General features: G+C 72.1%; 21 protein-coding genes. 6 read left to right on the top strand and 15 right to left on the bottom strand.

The annotated features are described in order from the left end of the window. Both A3CE_RS0127265 and xrtP read right to left on the bottom strand, forming a co-directional pair. On the bottom strand, positions 1 to 1,377 hold the full coding sequence (locus A3CE_RS0127265) for an XrtP-associated glycosyltransferase (RefSeq protein WP_020643268.1): 1,377 nt from the start codon (positions 1,375 to 1,377) through the stop codon (positions 1 to 3). Beyond that, a complete protein-coding gene (xrtP, locus tag A3CE_RS0127260) occupies positions 1,374 to 1,862 on the bottom strand; it encodes an exosortase P (RefSeq protein ID WP_026468903.1) in 489 nt (162 codons plus the stop codon). Before xrtP ends, A3CE_RS0127265 begins: the two co-directional genes overlap by 4 nt. 381 nt (positions 1,863 to 2,243) lie before the next feature. Between xrtP and A3CE_RS0127255 the strand changes: the two genes are divergently transcribed. The 3 genes from A3CE_RS0127255 to wecB all read left to right on the top strand — a co-directional run bounded on the left by A3CE_RS0127255 (position 2,244) and on the right by wecB (position 4,498). Continuing rightward, positions 2,244 to 3,014, top strand: a complete 771-nt coding sequence (locus tag A3CE_RS0127255; protein ID WP_020643266.1) for a choice-of-anchor protein CoaP — start codon at positions 2,244 to 2,246, stop codon at positions 3,012 to 3,014. Positions 3,015 to 3,025: 11 nt separating this feature from the next. Continuing rightward, positions 3,026 to 3,205, top strand: coding sequence for an LPXTG cell wall anchor domain-containing protein (locus A3CE_RS0127250; protein WP_026468902.1), 180 nt, complete (start codon positions 3,026 to 3,028; stop codon positions 3,203 to 3,205). 141 nt (positions 3,206 to 3,346) lie between these two features. After that, the gene (gene wecB, locus A3CE_RS0127245; protein WP_026468901.1) at positions 3,347 to 4,498 is read left to right on the top strand and encodes a non-hydrolyzing UDP-N-acetylglucosamine 2-epimerase; all 1,152 of its coding nucleotides are present in this window, start codon (positions 3,347 to 3,349) and stop codon (positions 4,496 to 4,498) included. Between the two features lie 6 nt (positions 4,499 to 4,504). Here the strand turns inward: wecB and A3CE_RS0127240 are convergent, their stop codons facing one another. The 4 genes from A3CE_RS0127240 to tsaB are packed head-to-tail and all read right to left on the bottom strand — an operon-like array spanning position 4,505 to position 7,638. Then, on the bottom strand, positions 4,505 to 5,434 hold the full coding sequence (locus A3CE_RS0127240; RefSeq protein ID WP_020643263.1) for a glycoside hydrolase family 5 protein: 930 nt from the start codon (positions 5,432 to 5,434) through the stop codon (positions 4,505 to 4,507). A 1-nt stretch (position 5,435) separates the two neighbouring features. After that, positions 5,436 to 6,482, bottom strand: coding sequence for a tRNA (adenosine(37)-N6)-threonylcarbamoyltransferase complex transferase subunit TsaD (gene tsaD, locus A3CE_RS0127235; protein WP_020643262.1), 1,047 nt, complete (start codon positions 6,480 to 6,482; stop codon positions 5,436 to 5,438). Further along, positions 6,482 to 6,961: a ribosomal protein S18-alanine N-acetyltransferase gene (rimI, locus tag A3CE_RS0127230; protein WP_020643261.1), complete on the bottom strand. Its 480-nt coding sequence runs from the start codon at positions 6,959 to 6,961 to the stop codon at positions 6,482 to 6,484. The genes tsaD and rimI overlap by 1 nt, the downstream gene beginning before the upstream one ends. Further along, complete coding sequence (tsaB, locus tag A3CE_RS0127225) at positions 6,958 to 7,638, bottom strand: tRNA (adenosine(37)-N6)-threonylcarbamoyltransferase complex dimerization subunit type 1 TsaB (RefSeq protein ID WP_026468900.1); 681 nt, start codon at positions 7,636 to 7,638, stop codon at positions 6,958 to 6,960. Before tsaB ends, rimI begins: the two co-directional genes overlap by 4 nt. 99 nt (positions 7,639 to 7,737) lie before the next feature. Between tsaB and A3CE_RS0127220 the strand changes: the two genes are divergently transcribed. Further along, positions 7,738 to 9,162 carry an acyl-CoA synthetase gene (locus tag A3CE_RS0127220; RefSeq protein WP_020643259.1) on the top strand — a complete coding sequence of 475 codons (1,425 nt, stop codon included), beginning with the start codon at positions 7,738 to 7,740 and terminating at the stop codon, positions 9,160 to 9,162. After that, entirely contained in the window at positions 9,155 to 10,480 is a 1,326-nt protein-coding gene (locus A3CE_RS0127215) for a carboxyl transferase domain-containing protein (protein WP_020643258.1), read from the top strand. The genes A3CE_RS0127220 and A3CE_RS0127215 overlap by 8 nt, the downstream gene beginning before the upstream one ends. 61 nt (positions 10,481 to 10,541) lie before the next feature. On the opposite strand, the gene tsaE is transcribed toward A3CE_RS0127215, so the two are convergent. The 8 genes from tsaE to glmS are packed head-to-tail and all read right to left on the bottom strand — an operon-like array spanning position 10,542 to position 20,002. Then, positions 10,542 to 11,015 (bottom strand): tRNA (adenosine(37)-N6)-threonylcarbamoyltransferase complex ATPase subunit type 1 TsaE, encoded by a 474-nt coding sequence (gene tsaE / locus A3CE_RS0127210; RefSeq protein WP_026468899.1) that lies wholly within the window; start codon positions 11,013 to 11,015, stop codon positions 10,542 to 10,544. Then, on the bottom strand, positions 11,012 to 12,109 hold the full coding sequence (locus tag A3CE_RS0127205; RefSeq protein WP_026468898.1) for an alpha/beta fold hydrolase: 1,098 nt from the start codon (positions 12,107 to 12,109) through the stop codon (positions 11,012 to 11,014). The genes tsaE and A3CE_RS0127205 overlap by 4 nt, the downstream gene beginning before the upstream one ends. Beyond that, entirely contained in the window at positions 12,106 to 13,236 is a 1,131-nt protein-coding gene (gene alr, locus A3CE_RS0127200) for an alanine racemase (protein WP_020643255.1), read from the bottom strand. Before alr ends, A3CE_RS0127205 begins: the two co-directional genes overlap by 4 nt. Before the next feature lie 29 nt (positions 13,237 to 13,265). Then, positions 13,266 to 14,357, bottom strand: coding sequence for an ABC transporter ATP-binding protein (locus A3CE_RS0127195; RefSeq protein WP_020643254.1), 1,092 nt, complete (start codon positions 14,355 to 14,357; stop codon positions 13,266 to 13,268). Between the two features lie 3 nt (positions 14,358 to 14,360). Beyond that, on the bottom strand, positions 14,361 to 15,791 hold the full coding sequence (xylB, locus tag A3CE_RS0127190) for a xylulokinase (protein WP_020643253.1): 1,431 nt from the start codon (positions 15,789 to 15,791) through the stop codon (positions 14,361 to 14,363). Continuing rightward, complete coding sequence (locus A3CE_RS0127185) at positions 15,781 to 16,617, bottom strand: DeoR/GlpR family DNA-binding transcription regulator (RefSeq protein ID WP_020643252.1); 837 nt, start codon at positions 16,615 to 16,617, stop codon at positions 15,781 to 15,783. The genes xylB and A3CE_RS0127185 overlap by 11 nt, the downstream gene beginning before the upstream one ends. A gap of 56 nt (positions 16,618 to 16,673) precedes the next feature. Then, positions 16,674 to 18,113, bottom strand: a complete 1,440-nt coding sequence (locus A3CE_RS0127180; RefSeq protein WP_020643251.1) for a bifunctional ADP-dependent NAD(P)H-hydrate dehydratase/NAD(P)H-hydrate epimerase — start codon at positions 18,111 to 18,113, stop codon at positions 16,674 to 16,676. Between the two features lie 26 nt (positions 18,114 to 18,139). After that, positions 18,140 to 20,002, bottom strand: a complete 1,863-nt coding sequence (gene glmS, locus A3CE_RS0127175; protein ID WP_026468897.1) for a glutamine--fructose-6-phosphate transaminase (isomerizing) — start codon at positions 20,000 to 20,002, stop codon at positions 18,140 to 18,142. A 272-nt stretch (positions 20,003 to 20,274) separates the two neighbouring features. Between glmS and A3CE_RS0127170 the strand changes: the two genes are divergently transcribed. After that, positions 20,275 to 21,099, top strand: a complete 825-nt coding sequence (locus A3CE_RS0127170) for a dienelactone hydrolase family protein (protein WP_020643249.1) — start codon at positions 20,275 to 20,277, stop codon at positions 21,097 to 21,099. Positions 21,100 to 21,112: 13 nt separating this feature from the next. Here the strand turns inward: A3CE_RS0127170 and A3CE_RS0127165 are convergent, their stop codons facing one another. Next, a complete protein-coding gene (locus A3CE_RS0127165) occupies positions 21,113 to 21,646 on the bottom strand; it encodes a hypothetical protein (RefSeq protein WP_026468896.1) in 534 nt (177 codons plus the stop codon). Positions 21,647 to 21,653 lie beyond the last annotated feature (7 nt).

The following is a 21,653-nucleotide window of genomic DNA, read 5'->3' as shown; positions in this document are numbered from 1 at the left end:
TCAGGCGTCGAGCGCGACCTTCGCCCCGGCCGCCTGTTCGGTGTTGCGGCGCGTCTTCGCCCAGCCGTTGCGGCCGCGCACCAGGCGGAACAACGCACGCCACGACGTCACGTAGAACGTGTAGATGTACGCCGCGTAGGCGAGGCCCATGCCCAGGCCGCGCAGGATGTTCTTGCTGCGCAAGCACTTCAGCTGGTAGATCGGGCCCCAGACGAGGAACGGCAGCAGCCCGAACGAGCCGTAGACGGCGAACAGGATCCAGGCGCCGCCGGTGAACCACGTCCACATCTGCGCCGGATCGCCCGCGGTGCCGGCCACCAGCAGCACGAACGGGATCGGGTACAGCAGCGAGCCGAGCAGCTGCAGCCACGGCTGGGCGAGGTAGTACATCATCTCCGCCGCGCCGAGGGTGCTGACGTGCGGTGAATCCCAGATCCGCCGCAGGTAGCGGGCGCACTGCATGGTGCCCTGACCCCACCGCGTGCGCTGCACGAGGAACCGCCGCAAGCTGTACAGCCCTTCCTGCGACACATGGGAATCCGGGGTGAACCCGGTGCGCCAGCCCGCTGTCAGCAGGTGGACGCCGAGTTCGAAGTCCTCCAGCAGCGAGCCGCGCCACGGCTGCCCCTCGCCGCCCGCGATCGAGTCGAGCGCCGTCAGCCGCGTGAACTGGCCGTTGCCGCCCATGGAGATCGTGCCGGTGAACCCGCGGGACGTCTGGATTGCCGCGATCGCCGTCCGGAACTCCAGGTCCTGCAACTGGGCGAGCTTCAGGCCGAACCAGCGGCCGACCGGGTTGCGCGACGGCGGCGGCGTCCCGGCGTTGCCCATCCGGACGTCGAGCTGCACGGCCCCGACCTCCGGGTCGCCGAAGAGGTGGTCCGCCGCACAGACTTCGAGGCAGTTCGGCGCCGGCCGGCCGTCGGCGTCGACGACCACCACGACGACGTCGTCGCGCGAAGCGTCCGGGCCCATCCAGTCGTTCAGGGCCCGGTAGGCGGCGTTCAGCGCGTCCCCCTTGCCGGTCCGGGCCTCCGGCCGCACGCGCGGCACCAGGTGCAGGTACGGGTCGTAGCCGCCGTGGCGCCGCCACAGCATCCGGACGACGCGGGCGGTGCGGTCCTCCGAGTCGTCGTCGACGACCCAGACGTGCGCCTTGCGGAACGTCGTCCGCAGATAGCGGATGGTCTCCCGGATGACCGTCTGCTCGTCGCGGCACGGCACGAAGAAGTGCCAGGTGAAGCCGGCCGGATCGCCGACCGGGGCGGGTTTGCGGCGCAGGTAGGGCACCACGATCACGACCACGTAGACGAGGAACGCCACGCTCATGGTCAGCGCGAACGCCTGCGTGATCGCCAGCAGGACCTTGACGCTCATGCCTTCTTCTTCCGGGTGGCCAGCCAGACGAACAGGACGATCGAGACGGCGCCGCCGAACACGCTGACCATCGAGCCGAGCAGCGTGTGGCCCCAGTAGTAGCCCTCGTCGGTGCCGAACCAGTGCACGAGACCGACGATCGTGAGAATGCGCAGCTGGTTCACCAGAACGACGACGACAGCGGAAATGCCGAGCGAAAAGAAGAGCCGCCGGGCATTCGAAGGCCGGAAGTACATCATGACCATCGTCACAACGACCAAGGGGAGCAAAAGGAACGCCGAAGAACATTCTGGCGTCATTCTCAACCCGAACGGCGCAGCACTGCTCAACCCAAAGTAAACGGACTCCCGATCGGGGGCGACATAAACACCCGATGTAGTGAACAGATCGAGGATGGCCCCGGCGAGCCGCACTTCCAGCTCGCGGTAGAACCGCTCGGCCAGCACCACCGCAACACCCGCGGCAGCCAGCGCGCTCAACGCCATGACCAGCGGAAACTTTGCCATTCCTGCGTTCGGAGCGCTCGCTACGGCCACGACGTTCCTCTCGGTGTCGATTCTTCGATCAAGCTGCGGACCCCGGGCGAGCGTAAGACATGAGTGGCCCACGTTTCCACCCCGAAGGAGGGAAACGCCGACCCAATCGGCTGGACCTTCACCAAACTTGTTCCGCCGTTCGAGTGACGCCGAACGCGACCTGCGGAAACACCGAACGGCCATACCCGATCCGGTGATTCGGGAAATATCGAGTGCTATTCGCGCCGCACTTCGCGATAGTCGATTCGCGTGCCGAGTCGAGGCAAGCCGGTTCCCTCCGCGCCGCGGTCACGCACCCCCCGATAACTCCAGCGAAATTCGGAGGATCAGTTGAAGAAGAGCTCCCTCGCGCGCCGTGGCGGCCTGCTCGCCGCGGTCGTGGCGAGCGTCGTGCTCGCCGGCGCGGCCCCCGCTTCGGCGGCCCCCGGCGACGGATCCGCGTACGGCGTCAAGGTCGACGTCAAGCTGCTCGGCCAGGAAGCGGTGAAGGCGGGCCCGTTCGCGGCCGCGAACACCGCGGGCCCGACCAGCAGCAGCCTGGCGAAGGTCGACCTGCCCGGCATCCTCAAGGCCGGCGCCATCAACACCGAGGCCAAGCGCGACGAGAACTCCGGTGCGGTGACGGCGAAGGCGAGCACCGCCGACGTCGGGCTGCCGCTGCTCAAGCCGGCCCTCGGCGACGTCGGCATCAAGCTCGTCGAGGCCGTCTGCACCGCGACGCAGAAGGGCGTCGAGGGCAGCACCAAGCTGGTCGGCGCGAACCTCGGCAGCATCGGTGCCGTCGACGCCACCCCGGCGCCGAACACACAGATCAAGGTGGGCCTCGGCCCGGTCAACGTCGCGACGATCATCCTGAACGAGCAGATCAAGAACGAAGACGGCAGCCTCACGGTCAACGCCGTCCACGTGAAGCTGCTCGGCGAAGGCCTCAAAGCGCTCGGCTCGGGTGACGTGATCGTCTCGTCCGCGACCTGCGGCCCGGCCGCTCCGCCGATGCCGCTGGCGTCCGGCGCGGGCCTGTGGATCGGGCTCGGCCTGCTCGGCGCGATCGCGGTCCCGGTCGGCACGCGCATCCTCCGCCGTCGCGCGGCCCGGGCCTGAGTGAGGCCCGGATGTACAGGATGCCGGGTGCGGGCGTCGGCGTGGCCGGAGGTGGCGTGGGCACCCTCGCCGCCACCGGCGCCGACCTCGGGTGGTGGCTGGCCGTCGGCGTGCTCCTTGTCCTGCTCGGGACCGGTGTGCTGATCGCCGTCCACCGCCGCAACCGCCGTCTCTCCCAGGCGCGGGATTGAGACACGGGCCGCCGGCGTGTGCCCCTCGCGCGCCGGCGGCCTACGGGAGAAATTGCAGAGCCTGGATACTGGGCAACTCCTACGGCCTGCAGGCGGAAATTTTCCGGGATACTGAACTACGTGGAGAAGGAGCACCGCACGGTGGATGTGATGGTGCTGGCCGGGACCCGGCCGGAAGCGCTCAAGCTCGCGCCGCTCGCACTGGCCCTGGACAGGCATCCGGTGCTGCGGCCGGTCCTGGTGCACAGCGGCCAGCACGCGGGCATGGTCGAGCAGGCCCTGGAACCGTTCGGCCTCGCCGCGGACGCGTGGCTGGACGTGCCGCCGCGGGTCACCGGCAGCCAGGCGGAGCTCGTGGCCGGCCTGCTGCCCGCGCTCGACGGCGTGCTGCGCCGGCACACCCCGGCCGCGCTGGTCGTCCAGGGCGACACGACGACGACGCTCGCGGGCGCGCTCGCCGCGTTCTGGCTGGGCATCCCGGTGGTCCACCTGGAAGCCGGGCTGCGCACGCACGACCTCGCGGCGCCGTTCCCGGAGGAGGCCGCGCGGCAGATGGTGTCGAGGATCGCGGCGCTGCACCTGGCGCCGACACTCGGCGCGGCGGCGGCCCTGCGCACGGAAGGCGTTGCGCGGCAACGGATCGCCGTCACGGGCAACACCATCGTCGACGCGGTGCTGGAGATCGCGGCCCGTGACGTCCCGGCGCGGGACACGGCGCTGGCGTTGCTGGAAATGGAGATCGCGGAGGCGGGTGAACGGCTGGTGCTCGTGACGTCGCACCGCCGCGAGTCCTGGGGTGAGCCGCTCGAGCGGACCCTGGCCGCGGTGCAGCTGATCGTGGCCGAGCACCCGGACGTGCAGGTGCTGTTCCCAGCCCACCCGAACCCGCGGGTCCGCGGCCAGGTCGAGGCGGCGCTGGGCGGGCTGCCGCGGGTGACGGTCACGGACCCGCTGGAGTACCCGGACCTGGTCCGCGCGCTGCGGCTGGCGTCGCTGGTGCTGACGGACTCGGGCGGTATCCAGGAGGAGGCGCCGACGTTCGGCACCCCGGTGCTGGTGCTGCGGGACGTCACCGAGCGGGCGGAGGTCGTCGAGGGGGGATGCGCGTGGCTGGTGGGCACGGACACCGCCCGCATCGCCGACACGGCGGCGCGGGTCCTGAGCGGTGAGCTGCGTCCCGCGCAGGTCGGAAACCCTTACGGCGAAGGCAATGCGGCGATCCTGGCGGTCGCGGCGATCGAGGAGCTGCTCGGGGTGGCGTCCGCGGCCCGGCGCGAGGTCGCGGCTTCCTGAGTGCTCTCAGCGCGGGGAATCCCCGTCGCCGAGGAGTGCCCGCCGCAGCGGCTCGCGCCAGGCGCCGAGTTCGAGGTCGAAGGCGCCGAAGTCCGTGCCGAACTCCCAGTAGGCCCAGCTCATCCCGAGCCGCTCCGCCTCGGTCCGGACGAAGGTCGTCCACCGCGCACGGGAGGCCATGTCGGCCCGGGAGAAGGCTCCGAACTCACCGACGAACAGCGGAATCCGCTGTTCGCGTCCCCACGCCGCGACCTTGGCCAGATCGGTGCGCACGGCGTTCTCGTCGGCGGCGTCGCCCCAGGTGCGACCGAGCCATCGAGCCGCCCCCTCGACCCAGCCGGCGCCCTGGTGGGTGAACTCGAACGGGGCGTAGTAGTGGATCGTGGCGATCAGGTGGTCGTCGCCGGGGACGGCGAGCGCGGTCAGCGCGTCGGGGCTGTTCATCTCGGCGGGCCCGATGATCACGGTGCGCTCCGGGTCCGCCGCGCGGACGACGGCGAGTGCCTCCGCCAGGATGGCGTTCCACCGGACCGCGGTGAGCTGACCGCGTGGCTCGTTGAGCAGTTCGAAGCAGAGCCGGCCTGAGTGACCGGCGTAGCGGGCCGCGATCTGCTGCCAGAGCGCGAGAAAGCGCGGCCCGTGTTCCTCCGGCTCGGTGCAGAACTCGTGGTAGTGGTGGACGTTCACCACGACGTTCAGACCACGGCGGAGCGCCGCGTCCACGCCGGCGTCGACGCGCTCGAAGAACGCCGGATCGATCGAATACGGCGGGGCGGCTTCGGCGTGGGCCGACCACCGGACCGGCAGGCGGACGGTGTCGAAGCCGGCCTCGGCCACTTCGTCGAAGTACCGCTCGTCGAGTGGCAGCTCCGGACCGTCACCCCACGCGTCGAGCGCGTTGCCGAAGTTGATTCCCCGCCCCAGCCACCGCTTCATGTCAGAGCGAGACCACCTCGACCGGCAACGCCGGGTTCGCGCTGAAGTCCAACGCCGATGTCGGGCGCTTCGCCGCCACCACGTGCGCACCCAGGGCCGCGATCATCGCGCCGTTGTCCGTGCACAGGCGCGGGCGCGGGACGCGCAGCTCGATCCCCGCCGCCGCGCAGCGCTCGGCCGCCAGTTCCTTCAGCCGCGAGTTCGCCGCCACGCCGCCGGAAATCACGATCGTGCCGATTCCCTGTTCCTTCGCCGCGCGGATCGCCTTCGCGGTCAGCACGTCCGCGACGGCCTCCTGGAACGACGCCGCGACATCGTCCACCGGGATCTCCTCGCCGCGGCGAGCCGCGCCTTCGACCCAGCGGGCCACCGCCGTCTTCAAGCCGGAGAAGGAAAAGTCGAACTTCGCGTCGCGCGGCCCCGTCATGCCGCGCGGGAACGCGATCGCCGCCGGGTTGCCGTTCTTGGCCGCGTTGTCGATCGGCGGGCCGCCCGGATACGGAAGACCGAGGACGCGCGCGACCTTGTCGTACGCCTCCCCCGCCGCGTCGTCCACTGTGGACCCCAGCTCGGTGATCGAAGACGCGATGTCGTCGACGCGCAGCAGCTGCGTGTGCCCGCCCGAAACCAGCAGCGCGAGGCAGGGCGTGGGCAGTGGCCCGTGCTGCAGCGTGTCGACGGCGATGTGCCCGGCCAGGTGGTTGACGCCGTACAGCGGCACCTCCAGCGCCGTCGCATACGCCTTGGCCGCCGAGACGCCGACGAGCAGTGCGCCCGCCAGGCCCGGGCCTGCCGTCACCGCGACGGCGTCCACATCGGACAGTGAGAGACCGGCGGTGGCGAAGGCACGTTCGGTCGTCGGGACCATCGCCTCCAGGTGCGCGCGGCTGGCGACCTCGGGCACCACGCCGCCGAAGCGGGCGTGCTGCTCCACACTGGAGGCGACCTCGTCGGCCAGCAGCTCGACCGCGCCGTCGTCGTGCAGCCGGACCAGGCCGACGCCGGTCTCGTCGCACGAGCTTTCGATGCCCATGATGATGCGTGACATCAGCCTGCTACCTCGTCTCGCGCCCGCGCCGGGCGGACCATCGTGTACGCGTCGGCGCCGGAGGGCTGGTAGTAGCGCTTCCGGATGCCGAGCCGTTCGAAGCCATGGCTCTCGTACAGCGCGAGAGCCGTCGTGTTGTCCGTGCGGACCTCGAGGAACACCGGTGCCTCGAACTCGTCGGCCCGCTCGAGCAGCGCCCGCAGCAGCGTCTTGCCGATGCCTTTGCCTTGGTACTCGGGGGCGACGCCGATGGTGTGCACGGTCGCCTCGTACTCGCCGCGGCGGCGCCCGACGACGGCCAGCCCGGCGTAGCCGAGGAGCTCGTCGCCCTCGTCCGGGCGCGCGGCGAGGTAGAAGTTGCCCGCGTCCAGCTCGGAGTGGAACGCGCGGGAGCTCCACGGGTCGTCGCCCGGGAAGAGGATCTGCTCGATCTCGACGCACCGGGCGATGTCCCTGCGGCGCAGCGGCTCGAGTCTCACGGAGCGGTCACCCGTTTCGGGGCGGCGGGCTCGACGGCGTCGGGACGGCGCAGGTACAACGGCGTCAGCGGTTCCGGTGTCTCCGAAGCGAGCAAAGCGCTCCGAGCGGCCTTCACCAGCCCCGCGGGCGACGGGAAACGCGGCTCGATCGGCCGGACGCCGAGCACGGCGGCGTAGAGGAGGGCACCGTCGCCGGCCGCCACCTCCACGCCGGTCTCGACGTCGGCGGGGCGCTGGACGTGCGGCCCGTCGGTGCGCTGCCCGGCGGCGTCGTAGGCGGCCCAGTAGACCTCGCGGCGGCGCGCGTCGGTCATGACGAGGAAAGCGCGGTCGCCCGGTGTGACGTCGGCGGAGGTGACATCGGCGGCCAGTGCGTCGAGGCTGCAGACCGGGTACACCGGGATGCCGAGGGCGTAGCCGAGCGCTGCGGCAGTGGCCATCCCGGCGCGCAGGCCGGTGAAGGGCCCGGGGCCGACACCGGCGACGATCGCGTCGAGGTCCTTGAAGGACACCCCGGCGGCTTCGGCAGCGGCCAGCGCGTGCGGGGTGATCAGCTCGCCGTGGGCTCGGGGATCGACCGTGACACGGTCTCCGCGCGTCTCGACCCTGTCGCCGTCCAGCGCGACGACGCCCGCGGTCACCGCCGGGGTCGAGGTATCGATCGCCAGTACCAACACGGTGTCCCAGCCTACGACCAGCGCCTTCGGCCGCTTGCTGCAGGGGACGGATCAGCACGGTAACGTGCGTTTCGAGTTCGACACTGGGAGGTCCCCGCGGTGCCCGACCCCTTGTTCCCCAAGCTCGGCGACGGCGCCGCCAAGGAAGCCCTGCGCTTCGGCGAACACACGCTGACCTATGCCGAGCTCGCCGCGGTAGCCGGCGGCCTCGCCCGCGACCTGCCGCGCGACCGCGTCGCGGTGTGGGCGACCCCGACCGTGCACACGAGCGTCGCGGTCGTGGCCGCGCTGCTCGCCGGAGTGCCGGCGGTGCCGCTCAACCCGAAGATCGGCGAACGCGAGCTCGCGCACATCCTCACCGACTGCGCACCGGCCCTCGTCCTGGCCGAGCCGGGCGCCGAGCTGCCCGCCGGCCTGGCCGAGCTCCCCCGCCGCGACATCCCGCTGACCGGCGGCGACGCCGGGACGTGGGACGAGCCGGACCCCGAGACGCCCGCCCTGATCGTCTACACCTCGGGCACCACCGGGCCGCCGAAGGGCGTGGTCCTCCCCCGCCGCGCGCTCGCGACCACACTGGACGCCCTCGAGGACGCGTGGGGCTGGACCGGCGGCGACGTCCTGGTGCACGCGCTGCCGCTGTTCCACGTGCACGGGCTGATCCTCGGCATCCTCGGCCCGCTGCGCCGCGGCGGCTCGGTGCGTCACCTCGGCCGGTTCTCGACCGACGGCGTCGCACACGAGCTGGCGAACGGCGCCACCATGATGTTCGGCGTGCCGACGATGTACCACCGCATCGCGGGCGAAGCCGGCGAAAACCCCAAGCTGGCCGAAGCCCTGCGGGGCGCCCGCCTGCTGGTCTCCGGGTCCGCGGCGCTGCCGGTGCACGACCACCAGCGGATCACCGAGGCGACCGGCCAGCAGGTCGTCGAGCGCTACGGCATGACCGAGACGCTGATGAACACGAGCGTCCGCGCGGACGGCGAGCGCAAGCCCGGCACGGTCGGCGTTCCGCTCCTGGGCGTCGAACTGCGGCTGGTCGGCGACGCGGGCGAGGTGATCGACGACGTCGACGCGGTCGGCGAGATCCAGGTGCGCGGCCCCAACCTGTTCACCGAGTACCTCAACCGCCCGGACGCGACCACGGCCGCGTTCGACGGCGGCTGGTTCCGCACCGGCGACATGGCGACGCGCGACGCCGACGGGTACGTCCGCATCGTCGGTCGCAAGGCGACCGACCTGATCAAGAGCGGCGGCTACAAGATCGGCGCGGGCGAGATCGAGAACGCGCTGCTCGAACACCCGCACGTCGCCGAGGCGGCCGTCACCGGCGAACCGGACGACGACCTCGGCGAGCGGATCGTGGCGTGGATCGTGCCGTCCGGTGAGCCACCGGCCGCCGAGGAGCTCGCCGACCACGTCGCGAAGCTCCTCGCACCGCACAAGCGCCCGCGGGTCGTCCGGTACCTGGACGCGTTGCCGCGCAACGACATGGGCAAGGTCATGAAGCGGGCGCTCGGTGCCTAGGCAGCCGGCGCGCGAGGTCCTCGCCGCGATTTCGACCGGCTTCGCGGAGTTCCCCACGCCGTTGCGCGACGAACCGGCCGACGGCCCGATCGGCTGGCCGGGCTACCGCGAAGCCCGCGCCGCGGCCGCGGAACGCACGGGTGAGAAGGAGTCGGTCGTCTGCGGGACGGCGAAGATCGGCGACGTCGAAGCCGTGCTGATCGCCTTCGAGTTCGGGTTCCTCGGCGGGTCGCTCGGGCAGCGCACCGGCGACCGGATCGAGGCGGCGTTCGCGCACGCCCGTGACGCGCGGCTGCCGGTAGTGTCGCTGGTCTCGACCGGTGGCAGCCGCATGCAGCAGGGCATGCGCGCCCTCATGCAGCTGCAGCGGGTGGCACGGGCGTCGGCGCTGACGCGGGCGTCGGGCATCCCGCGGATCTCGGTGCTGCGTGACCCGACGACCGGCGGCGGCTGGGCGACGCTCGGCGCGGGCGCCGACGTCATCCTCGCGCTGCCGGAAGCCCAGGTCGGGTTCGCCGGGTCGCGCGTGCGGCCGCCGGACGCGCCGGAGGCTTACACCGCGGAAGCGAAGCTCGAATGGGGTCAGGTCGACGCCGTCGTCTCTCCCGGCGAGCTCGCCCCGGCGCTGGACCGGTGGCTGCGGCTGCTGACGGCGCGTTCGTCGGCGGCCGCTCCGCCGCCTTCGGCGCTGCGTCCGGCTTCGCCGCCTTCGACGGGCTGGGAGGCGGTCCAGGCGGCGCGGTCACCATCGCGGGCTCGGGCGGCGGAGTACCTCGACGCGTACTTCGACTGGCGGGAGGACGTCAGCGGCGACCGCGTCGGCGGGGTCGATCACGGGGTCGCGTGCGGCTTCGGCTGGCGTGACGGGCGGACGATCGCGTACGCGGCGCAGTGCGGTACACCGACGCTGCCGTCGGGTTTCCGCACGGCCGCGCGGCTGGTCAAGCTGGCATCACGGCTGAGGATCCCGGTGCTGACGCTGGTCGACACCCCGGGCGCGGCGAACGACGCGGCGGCGGAGCAGGCGGGCGCGGGCGGCGCGATCGCGGAGATGTTCGAGGCGGTGGCGACGGCGTCCGTCCCAGTGACGACGCTGGTGATCGGCGAGGGTGGCTCGGGCGGGGCACTGGCGTTCGCCGCGGCGGAGTCGACGTGGGTGGCGCCGGACGCGTACTTCTCAGTGACGTCCCCGGAAGCCGCGGCGGCGATCCTGAAGCGCCCGGCTTCGGAGGTGCCGGAGATCGCCAACCAGCTGCGGCTGCGGCCCCAGGACCTGGTCGACCTGGGTGTGGCCCGCGCGGTAGTCAGCCCGGCTTGAACGTCGTGAACGACTCTTTCCTGGCGTCGGACGTCAGGAAAGAGTCGTTCACGACGTCGCGTCAGCCCTGGCGGGCCGGGGTGACCAGCTCGCCGGTGCGGCCGGCCCAGGTGCCGTGCGGTTCCAGGGTGACTTCGCGGACGTCGTCCTCGCGGCGGTCCAGGCGGACCACGAGGTAATCAGCAGACAGGCGCTCCGCCGAATCCTCGCCCCACTCGACCACGATCGCCGAGCGCTCCAGGTCCGTGTCGAGGTCGAGGTCGTCCAATTGGGACAGATCGCCGCCGAGGCGGTACGCGTCCACGTGCACCAAAGGCACTCCGAGAGCGCCCGCCGGGTGGACCCGGGCCAGGACGAACGTCGGCGAGCTGACGCGGCCGCCGACGCCGAGGCCGTCCGCGATGCCGCGCGTCAGCGTCGTCTTGCCCGCGCCGAGCGGGCCGGCCAGGAGCACCAGGTCGCCCGCGCGCAGCGCGCGGCCGAGCGCGCGCCCGAAGTCCATCGTGTCGTCGGGGGTCGGGAACACGAAACTCAACGCTGCCACCACCAGGTTCGCCGGGACGAGGATTCGCCGTCCACACCGGAACAGCGTTGCAGGAGATCGATCAGATGGCTGTTCACCAGCTCGGGCTGCTCGAGCTGGACCATGTGGCCGGCGCCGCGGACGCGCACCAGCTCGGCGTCCGGCAGCTCGGCCGCGATCCGCTCGGCGTGCGCGATCGGCGTGAACCGGTCCGAATCGCCGCCGATGACCAGCACTTCCGCGTGCTTCAGCCCGGCCAGCGCGGCGTAGCGGTTGTGGCTGCCGAGGGTGTCGATGAAGTTGACGAGCCCCCGCACCGGCGTCACTTCCAGCATCTCGAGCATGAAGTCGACCAGCCGGGGCGCGACGTCGCGGCTGCCGAACGCCAGCCGCCGAACCGCCTGCCGCGTCAGCTGGCCGCCCGCCGCGCGGACGAACTCCACCAGCCCCGGCTGCCACCCGGCGAGACCGCCGGCGGCGCGCGTAAGCGGGTTGTACTTCGACAGCAGCGAACGCGGCAACCCGCGTGCGCCGACTTCGCCCGCGGCCGTCGCGATGAAGGCGACTCCGCAGACGCGGTCTTCGAACAGCGAGGGGAACTCGGCGGCCAGCTCCATGATCACCATGCCGCCCATCGAGTGCCCGATCAGCACGATGGGCCCCTCGGGCACCACCGACCGCAGCACGCAGTCGAGGTCCCGCGCCAGCTGTTCGATGGTCGACGTCCTGGTGGAAGCCGCGCCGGACAGCCCGTGGCCGCGGTGGTCGTAGTACACCTGACGCACGCGAGGCAGCCGAAGCGACGCGAGGTCGCGACGCTGGAAATGCCAGCAGCGCCGCGAAAGCGCGAAGCCGTGTACTCCCACGACGGTCAGTTCCGGCTTCCCGCCGTCCTCCGGGTCGATCTCCTCGACCGAAAGCGGCGTGCCGTCCTCGGCCGCGACCGTCGAAGCCCGGTCCGGCTTCAGCTCCCCCAATGGCTCGTCCACGTACGGATCCTCACTGTGCCGCCGCTGCTGCGCGGCGACGGCGATGGCGGCGGCGGTCCCGGTGGCCACGGCCCCGACTCCCCCGGCGATGGCCAGCAGTCGACGTGAAGGTGTCACGAGCGCTCCCCCAGATACCGGCGCCGGACCCGCGGGCGGTACATCGAGGTGACGATTTCGTAGTCGATGGTGCCCAGCTTGTCGGCCCATTCCCGGGCGGTCGGCTCGCCACGGGTCCCGGCGCCGAACAGGACGACCTCGTCACCGACGGCCGGTTCGTCGTCGCCGCAGTCGACGACGAGCTGGTCCATACAGACCCGCCCGGCGACTTGCCGCCGCCGCCCGCCGAGGAAGACGTCCATCCGCCCCGACAGCGACCGCGGCACGCCGTCCGCGTACCCGGCCGGGACGAGCGCGAGGGTGGTGTCGCGGGACGCGGTCCAGGTGTGCCCATAGGACACCGATTCGCCGGCCTCGATCCGCTTGACCAGCGCGACGGCCGACCGGAACGTCATGGCCGGGCGAAGGTCTTCGTCCTGGGGCACGGGGTTGAGCCCGTACATCGCGATGCCGGGCCGCACGAGATCGAAGTGCAGGTCCGGCCGGGTCAGCAGGGCCGCGGAGTTGGCCAGGTGCCGCATCGGGTCGAGCCCGGCGGCGCGGGCGACGTCGTAGGCGTCGGCGAAGCGTTTCGCCTGCAGGTCGATCGACGGATGCCCCGGCTCGTCCGCGCACGCGAGGTGGGACCAGACCGCGACGACGTCGATCCGCGGTTCGGCGGCCGCCGCTTCGACCAGCCCGGCCCACTCGGCGGGCGGGCAGCCGTTGCGCGAGAGCCCGGTGTCGATTTTGAGGTGCACGCGGGCCCGGGTACCCGCGGGCGTCGCGGCGGCGATGCGAGATAGCTCACCTGTGCTGCTCACCCCGAGGTCGACGCCGGCCTCGATGCCCGGCGCGAAGTCGGCCTCCGGGGCGTCCAGCCAGCTGAACAGCCGGGTCGTGATCCCGGCTTCGCGCAGCGCGAGGGCTTCGCCGAGCGAGCAGGTGCCGAGCCAGCTCGCCCCGGCCTCGACCGCGGCGCGCGCCACCGGCAGCGCGCCGTGGCCGTAGGCGTCGGCCTTCACCACGGCCATCACCTGGGAGCCGGGCGCGCGGGCGCCCAGCAGGGTGAGGTTGTGGCGGATCGCGTCGAGGTCGATGTCGACCTGCGCCCGGGGGCTGTGCTCGTGGGAAAAACTGGAGGTCATGGCGCCCTCCAGTTTCCCATGACCCGAGGTCAGGGCAGGCGCAACCCGGACGTGGCGGAGAACACGTGCAGCTCGTCGGGACGGATCCGCAGGTGCAGGGTGTCGCCCATGGCCGGCGGCGTGCGCGGGTCGACCCGGACGACGACGTTGGGCCGGGTGTCGTCGGCGTCGGTCTGGGCGAGCTTGCCGTAGACGAACGCGTCCGAGCCGAGCTCCTCGACCAGGTCCACCTTGATCGGCAGGGTGCCGTCTTCGCCGGTGGCGACCTCGAGGGCCTCCGGCCGGAAGCCGAGGGTCACGGTGTCACCGTCGGCCGCGGCGATGGTCTCGCGGGACAGCGGCACGCGCGCGCCGCCCACCTCGGCACCGTCGGCCGTGAGCTTCGCGGTGGCGAGGTTCATCGCGGGCGAGCCGATGAAACCGGCGACGAAAGCGTTTGCGGGCCGGTCGTACAGGGCGCGCGGGGTGTCGCACTGCTGCAGCAGGCCGTCCGACAGCACGGCGACGCGGTCACCCATCGTCATGGCCTCGACCTGGTCGTGCGTGACGTACACGGTCGTGACGCCGAGGCGGCGCTGGAGCGCGGCGATCTGCGTACGCGTCGACACACGCAGCTTGGCGTCGAGGTTCGACAGCGGCTCGTCCATCAGGAAGACCTGCGGCTCGCGCACGATCGCGCGGCCCATCGCGACGCGCTGGCGTTGACCACCGGAGAGCGCCTTCGGCTTGCGGTCGAGGTAGTCCACGATGTCGAGCAGCTTCGCGGCCTCGAGGACCTTCTGCTTGATCTCGGACGCGGGGCGGCCGGCGATCTTCAGCGCGAAGCCCATGTTCTGCGCGACCGTCATGTGCGGGTACAGCGCGTAGTTCTGGAATACCATCGCGATGTCACGCGAGCGCGGCGGCAGCTGGGTGACGTCGCGGTCGCCGATCCAGACCGCGCCGTCGTCGATGTCCTCGAGACCGGCGAGCATGCGCAGGCTGGTCGACTTGCCGCAGCCGGACGGGCCGACCAGCACGAGGAACTCGCCGTCGGCGATCTCCAGGTCCAGTGCGTCGACCGCGGGACGCTCCGAACCGGGGTAGCGCCGGGTCGCCTTGTCATAGGTGATGGAAGCCATCGGTCAGTCCTCTCCGAGATTCCGCCGGACCCCGTAAGCCGCTTCGCGGGCTTCGAGGTGGCGCTGCTGGATCCGGTGGCCCTCGGCGCGCTGCGCCTCGGTCGGCTCGTCCAGCTCGAGCCGGAGCTTCTGGTTCTCCTGCCAGGACGGGGGTTCCGCGCCGGCCGAGAAGGCCCACGCCGCCTGCCGCGCCGCGCCGAGCGCGACGTACTCGGCGACTTCGGGCAGCTGCACGGGCACGCCGAAGACGAGCGGCGCGACCGCGCGGACGGCGGCCGACTGCGCGCCACCGCCGATCAGCAGCACGCGCTGGACGTCGAGACCGTGCGTGCGCACCGCGTCGAGGCCGGCGGCGAGGCCGCAGAGCATGCCTTCGACGGCGCTGCGCGCGAGGTTCGCCGGAGTCATGTTTTCCCTGGTCAGACCGGCGAGCGAGCCGGTCGCGCCGGGCAGGTTCGGCGTCCGCTCGCCGTCCAGGTACGGCAGGAAGGTCAGCCCGCCGGCGCCCGGCTCGGCGGTCAGGGCGAGGCGGTCGAACTCGCCCAGCGTCGCGCCGAGCATCGTCGCCGTCGCGGTGAGGACACGGGCGGCATTGAGGGTGCAGGCCAGCGGGAGGAAGCGGCCGGTGGCGTCGGCGAACCCGGCGACCTCGCCGGACGCGTCGGCGGCGCCGGTCTCGGCGACGCCGAACACGGTGCCGCTGGTGCCGAGCGACACGACGACGTCGCCGGGCTTGAGTTCCAGCCCGAGCGCGGCGGCCATGTTGTCGCCCGTGCCCGCCGAAACGAGCACACCGTCCGAGGTGTGGCCGGCGGCGTCGGCCGGCCCGAGCACGGTCGGCAGCTCCGGCGTCCGGCCGCCGAAGGCGTGGCTCAGGACGTCGAGACGGTAGGCGTTGTCGGACGGCGAGAAGTAGCCGGTGCCGGACGCGTCGCCGCGGTCGGTGACCGGGTCGCCGCCGGTGAGCTTCCAGGTCAGCCAGTCGTGCGGCAGCAGCACGCGCGCGACGCGGCCGGCGAGCTGCGGCTCGTTCTCGGCCAGCCAGCGCAGCTTCGTCACGGTGAAGCTGGCGACCGGCACCGAGCCGACGGACTTCGCCCAGACCGACGGGCCGCCGAGCTCGTCGACGAGGTCGAGGGCCGCCTGCGCGGAGCGGGTGTCGTTCCAGAGCAGCGCCGGCCGGACCACGTCGTTGTTTTCGTCCAGCGTGACCATGCCGTGCTGCTGGCCGCCGACGCCGATGGCCTTGACGTCGTCGAGCAGGCCCTTCGTCGCCTCGCCGAACGCCTCCCACCAGGCGTCGGGGTGCACCTCGGTGCCCTCGGGGTGCGGCGCGCGGCCGGTGCGGACGATCTCGCCGGTTTCGGCGTCGCACACGACGACCTTGGTCGACTGCGTGGACGAGTCGATGCCGGCGACCAGCTCAGCTGTCATAGGGCTGCCCCTCTGCGACGTGTTCGACGATCTCGATCGTGGTGCCCGCGTTGAGCGCGGCCTCGATCTCCTCTGTGGGCGTGGCCTCACCGGTGATCAGCAGGTCGTAGTCGCCGACGTCGCCGTGCGAGTAGGTCGCGGTGCGGCCGAACTTCGAGTGGTCGACGACGAGGACGTTGTGATTCGCGACCTTGATGGCCGCCTTCTTCAGCTCGGCGTAGTCACGGTCCGGGTGGAAGAGCCGCCCGACGGCGACGGCGGTGACCGAGACGAACGCGACGTCGGCGCGGATGCTGTCGAGCAGGTTGATGACCTCGGGACCGGCGCAGGAGTCGTACTCGTGGCTGTAGCGGCCGCCGGCGAGGACGACGTCGACCTGGGGCCCGAGCAGCCGGGCGGCGTGCAGCGAGTTCGTGACGACGGTGAGGGCGTCGATCTCGGCCAGGCGCCTGACCAGCGGGAGGAGGGTCGTGGAGTCGTCGACGAAGACGGTCTGGCCCGGCTGGACGTGCTTCGCGGCGGCTTCGCCGAGGGCTTCCTTCTCACCGTGGTGGAGGGTGTCGCGGAAGCGGGCGGCGGTCTCGATGGTGAGCGCCGGGTAGGCCTCGACCTTGCCGCGGAGCTTGCGCAGGAGCCGGCGTTCGGCCAGGTCGTCGAGGTCGCGGTGGATGGTCATGAGGCTGACCTTGAACCGCGTCGTCAGGTCGTCGATGCGGGCTTCACCCTGCTCGATGACGTGGTCGAGGATGTCCTGCCGGCGCTGCTCGACGACGGCGTCGGACGGCCGGGTCTTCCGGTCCCCTGTGGATGCTGTGCCGCCGCTCACACGGACTTCTTACCAGATTTATCCCGCGAAGTTAACAGAGAACTCGATAAGTCTTCTCAGGACGTTAGCGAGCGGATCGAGCGGATCGCCTCCGGGATCGCGTGGACCAGCCCGGATGCCGAGGTCGGGGCGTTCTGGGCCGCGATCGCTCCGGCCAGCGAGTGCACATCGGCCGCCGCGGCGGCGGCCAGCCAGGGGTCCAAACCGGCCGCCAGGAGAGCGCCCACCAGACCCGACAGCACGTCACCCGAACCGGCCGTGGCCAGCCAGGCTCCTCGGGGACGGTTCACCACCACCCGGCCGTCCGGGGCCGCGACCACCGTGCAGTGCCCCTTCAGCAGCACCACCGCGTTGTACTTCTTCGCCGCTTCGCGCGCCGCCGTCACCCGGTCCGGGCCCGGCTTGCGGCCCATCAACCGCTCGTACTCGCCCGCGTGGGGCGTCAGGACCAGCGGCGTGTCCGGGTCGCGCGCGTCGAGGACGTCCGGGGACTTCGCGATGATCGTCGTCGCGTCGGCGTCGGCGCAGACCGGGACGCCCTGGCTCAGGACATACCGCAGCACATCCCGGCCGTCGGAGCCGGTGCCGATGCCCGGCCCGACCACCCACGCCTGGACCCGGCCCGCGTCGGCCACCGTGCCGGTCGCGATGACCTCCGGCCACTGCCCGCGGACGACGTCGGCCGCGTGGCCCGCGTACCGCACGAGACCCGAGGTCGCGCGGACGGCCGAGCCCGCGGCCAGCACCGCCGCGCCCGGGTAGGTCGCCGAGCCCGCCGCGACGCCGACGACTCCCTGGCTGTACTTGTCGTCCTCCGGGCCGGGCACCGGCCAGGCGGCCGCGACGTCGACGATGTCGAGCCGCCGGAGGTCCGGGTCCGTCAGCTCGAGGCCGATGTCGACCAGCACGACCTCGCCGCACCACGACGGCGCGAGCGCGTGCACCGGCTTCAGCGCGCCGAACGTCACCGTGCGGGTCGCCTTCACCGCCGGGCCGTCGACCGCGCCGGTGTCCGGGTCGACGCCGCTGGGCAGGTCGACCGCGACGATCGGCGCCTCGACCAGGTCGACGAGCCGTGCGGCGTCCGGCCGCAGCGAGCCGCTGGCGGAGATGCCGACGATCCCGTCGACCACGACGTCGGCGCGGTCGATCCACTGTGGACCGTCCTCGGCAGACGCCACCCGGCCGCCGGCACGCTTCAACGCCTTGAGACCCGCGGGGTGCGCCTTCTCGGGTTTCAGCAGGATCGCCGTGACGGCGACTCCGCGCCGGCGCAGGAACGCCCCGGCCCACAGCGCGTCACCGCCGTTGTCGCCGGAGCCGACCAGCAGGACGACCCGGCGTCCGGACACCCCGCCGGTGTGGTCGTCGAGCAGGTCCGCGATCTGCACCGCGAGCCCGAACGACGCCCGCCGCATCAGCTCGCCTTCCGGCGTGACGGCGAACGCCCGCCCCTCCGCTTCGCGAATCCGTTCCGTGGTCCAGATTCCCTGCACGGCGGCGGCCTCCCTCTTACGCGGTGTTATTCCACGGTGACGGACTTCGCCAGGTTACGCGGCTTGTCGACGTCGTACCCGCGGGCGCGGGCGATCTCCGCGGCCAGCACCTGCAGCGGCACGGTGGAGACCAGCGGCTGCAGCAGCGTCGGCACCGCCGGGACCTCGATCAGCTCGTCGGCGAACGGCCGGACCGTCTCGTCGCCCTCTTCGGCGATGACGATCGTGCGGGCGCCGCGCGCCTGGATCTCGCTGATGTTCGACACGAGCTTCGAGTGCAGCACCGCGCGGCCCTTGGGCGACGGCATCACGACGACGACCGGCAGGCCGTCTTCGATCAGCGCGATCGGGCCGTGCTTGAGCTCGCCGGCGGCGAAGCCCTCGGCGTGCATGTACGCGAGTTCCTTGAGCTTCAGCGCGCCTTCGAGGGCGACCGGGAAGCCGACGTGGCGACCGAGGAACAGGATCGCCTTCGAGTCGGCGATCCGGCGGCCGAGGTCCCGCACCTGCTCCACAGTGGACAGTACCTTTTGGACGGCCGCGGGCATGGCCTCGAGCTCGGCGAACTCGCGCGCGACCTCGTCCGGGTACTTCGTGCCGCGGGCCTGCGCCAGCGCCAGGCCGACCAGGTAGTTGGCCGCGATCTGGGCGAGGAACGCCTTGGTCGAGGCGACGCCGATCTCGGGCCCGGCGTGGGTGTAGAGGACGGCGTCGGACTCGCGCGGGATCTGCGCGCCGTTGGTGTTGCAGACGGCCAGCACGCGCGCCTTCTGCTCGCGGGCGTGCCGGACGGCCTCCAGCGTGTCCGCCGTCTCGCCGGACTGGGAGACGGCGACGACCAGCGTGTCGCGGTCGAGGACCGGGTCGCGGTAGCGGAACTCCGACGCCAGCTCGACCTCGACCGGCAGGCGCGTCCAGTGCTCGATGGCGTACTTGGCGACCAGGCCGGAGTGGTAGGCCGACCCGCAGGCGACGACGAAGACCTTGTCGACGTCGCGGAGGTCCTGGTCGGAGATGCGCTGCTCGTCGAGGATGATCCGGCCGGACTCGAAGTGCCCGCGCAGCGTGTTGGCCAGCGCTTCGGGCTGCTCCTCGATCTCCTTGAGCATGAAGTACTCGTGGCCGCCCTTCTCGGCGGCGCTGAGGTCCCAGTCCACGGTGAACGGCTTCGCCTGGGCGGCGTCGCCGTGGAAGTCCAGGACCTCGTAGCCCTCGCGGGTGATGACGACGAGCTGGTCCTGCCCGAGCTCGACGGCCTCGCGGGTGTGCTCGATGAAGGCGGCGACGTCGGAGGCGACGAAGTGCTCGCCCTCGCCGACCCCGACGACCAGCGGCGACGACCGACGGGCGGCCACGATCGTGTCGGGGTGGTCGGCGTGCGTCACGACCAGGGTGAACGCGCCTTCGAGGCGGCGGCAGACCATGGCGACGCTGGCGGTGAAGTCGCCCTTGGTGTCGCCTTCGGTGTACGCCCGCGCGATGAGGTGAGCGGCGGTCTCGCTGTCGGTGTCGCTGGCCATCTCTACGCCGTCGGCTTCGAGCTCGGCGCGGAGGGTGGCGAAGTTTTCGATGATGCCGTTGTGCACGACGGCGACACGCTGCGAGGCGTCCCGGTGCGGGTGCGAGTTGCGGTCGATCGGCGCACCGTGGGTGGCCCACCGCGTGTGCCCCATGCCGGCGGTGCCGCCGAAGTTTTCGCGGCCGACCTCGTCGAGCCGGCCTTCCAGGTTGGCCAGCCGGCCGGCCTTGCGCTCAACGGTCAGCGCGCCGGCGCCGTCGAGGACCGCGACACCGGCCGAGTCGTAACCGCGGTACTCCATGCGCCGGAGCCCACCGAGGACGACGTCCAGAGCCGGGCGGTGCCCGACATATCCCACGATTCCACACACGCGCACCAGCCTAACGAGGGACATTCGGCGGCCCGATGGGGTCCGGAAACGACCTCTGACCTGCACAGACGCGCGCGGCCGTGGTCCGGACCAATGCTCGGTCACCCACACGGGTACCGCGCGCCGAGCACCCCGATGTGGCGTTGGTTGCGTCCAGCGCACCGAACGCCACATCGGGTGCGTCCAGCGCACCCAACGCCACATCGGGGCGTTTGAGACCTGGGCGGGGCGGCGGCGAGCCGCGGGTGAGCGGGCACAGTAGGGTTCCGGCCATGGCCAGCAAGCCCAAGCAGCTGCTCGCGGAGTTGACGCACCCGGGTCCGCACGAGGTCCTGCGGGGCAACCTCGCCCTGGTCGGGCTGCCCGGCGTGGTGTTCACGCCGCGCGCCGGCCTCGGCCTGCCCGCCGTCGCCTTCGGGCACGGCTGGCTGCAGCCGCCCGATCGCTACCGGCAGCTGCTGCACCACCTCGCCAGCTGGGGCATCGTCGCCGCCGCGCCGGCGACGCAGCGCGGGCCGCTGCCGTCGCACCGGCTGCTCGCCGCCGACCTGCTGACCACCCTCGACGTCGTCACGACCGTCCGGCTCGGCCCGGACGGCATCAGCGTCGACCCGGCCAAGCTCGGCCTCGCCGGGCACTCCTCCGGCGGCGGCTCCGCCGTCCTCGCCGCGGCCCAGGACGCGCGAAGCGAAAAGCCGCGGATCAAGGCCGTCGCCACGATCACCGCCGCCCAGACGCTGCCGTCGGCCACCGAGTCGGCGAGGGCGATCACCGTCCCCGGCCTGCACCTCGCCGCGGAGGGTGACCTGGTCGCTCCGCCCGTCGCGCACGCCGAAGCGATCGCCGGTGCCTGGGGCGGCGACGACGTCCAGCTGCGCTACCTCGGCAAGGCGTCCCACCTGGGCGTCACCGAGGGCAGGCACTGGTCCCAGGTGATCATGCACGGCAAGCCCCACCGCGGGACCCAGAAGCTCACCCGCGCGCTGTTCACGGCGTTCTTCCTGACGCACCTGACCGGCACCGACAAGTACCGGCCCCTGCTCGACGCGGACGTCAAGCACGCGCCCATCGAACGCGAAGAAGAGCCCGCCCACTGAGGCGGGCTCGTCCTCAGTCGACCAGCCAGGAGTTGTTCGAGAAGTCGTCGTCGTCGAAGGACTCGGTGCGGGCGTGCCGCGGGCGGCGGGCCGGCGGCGCGGGCTGCTCAGGCGGCGGCTCCGGCGTTCCGGCGGGCATCGGCGCCGTGTGCGCCGAAGGTGCCGGGTCCGGCACACCGGGCACGGACGGCGCGATCGGCGGAGGCGGCGGGGCGGCGGCCTCGTGCCGCGGCTCCGGCCGCGAATAGCGCGCGAACTCGTCGACCGGGGCCGCTCCGTCGTCTTCGGGGCCGAACGACATCGTGTGGTCGCGGTCGGCCAGGGCCTTCTCGGTCAGCCAGCCGCCGGACTGCTGGTGCCGCTTGTTCAGCTCCTGCATGCGCTCGATGTAGCGCGCGTGCACCGCCGCGTCGCGCTTCATCGTCTCCATCGCCGCGGCCTTGCCCTCTTCGACGTGCCGCTCGCGCAACCCCCGCTGTTCCTGCTGTTCCCGGGTGGCCGTGGCCAGCGCGTTCATCGCGGCCGCCAACCTGTCCGCAGCGCTCATCGGTGCC

This window comes from Amycolatopsis balhimycina FH 1894, assembly GCF_000384295.1.
GTDB lineage: Bacteria > Actinomycetota > Actinomycetes > Mycobacteriales > Pseudonocardiaceae > Amycolatopsis > Amycolatopsis balhimycina.
Note: the sequence above shows the minus strand (reverse complement) of the source record. Positions and strands in the feature narration are given on the sequence as shown.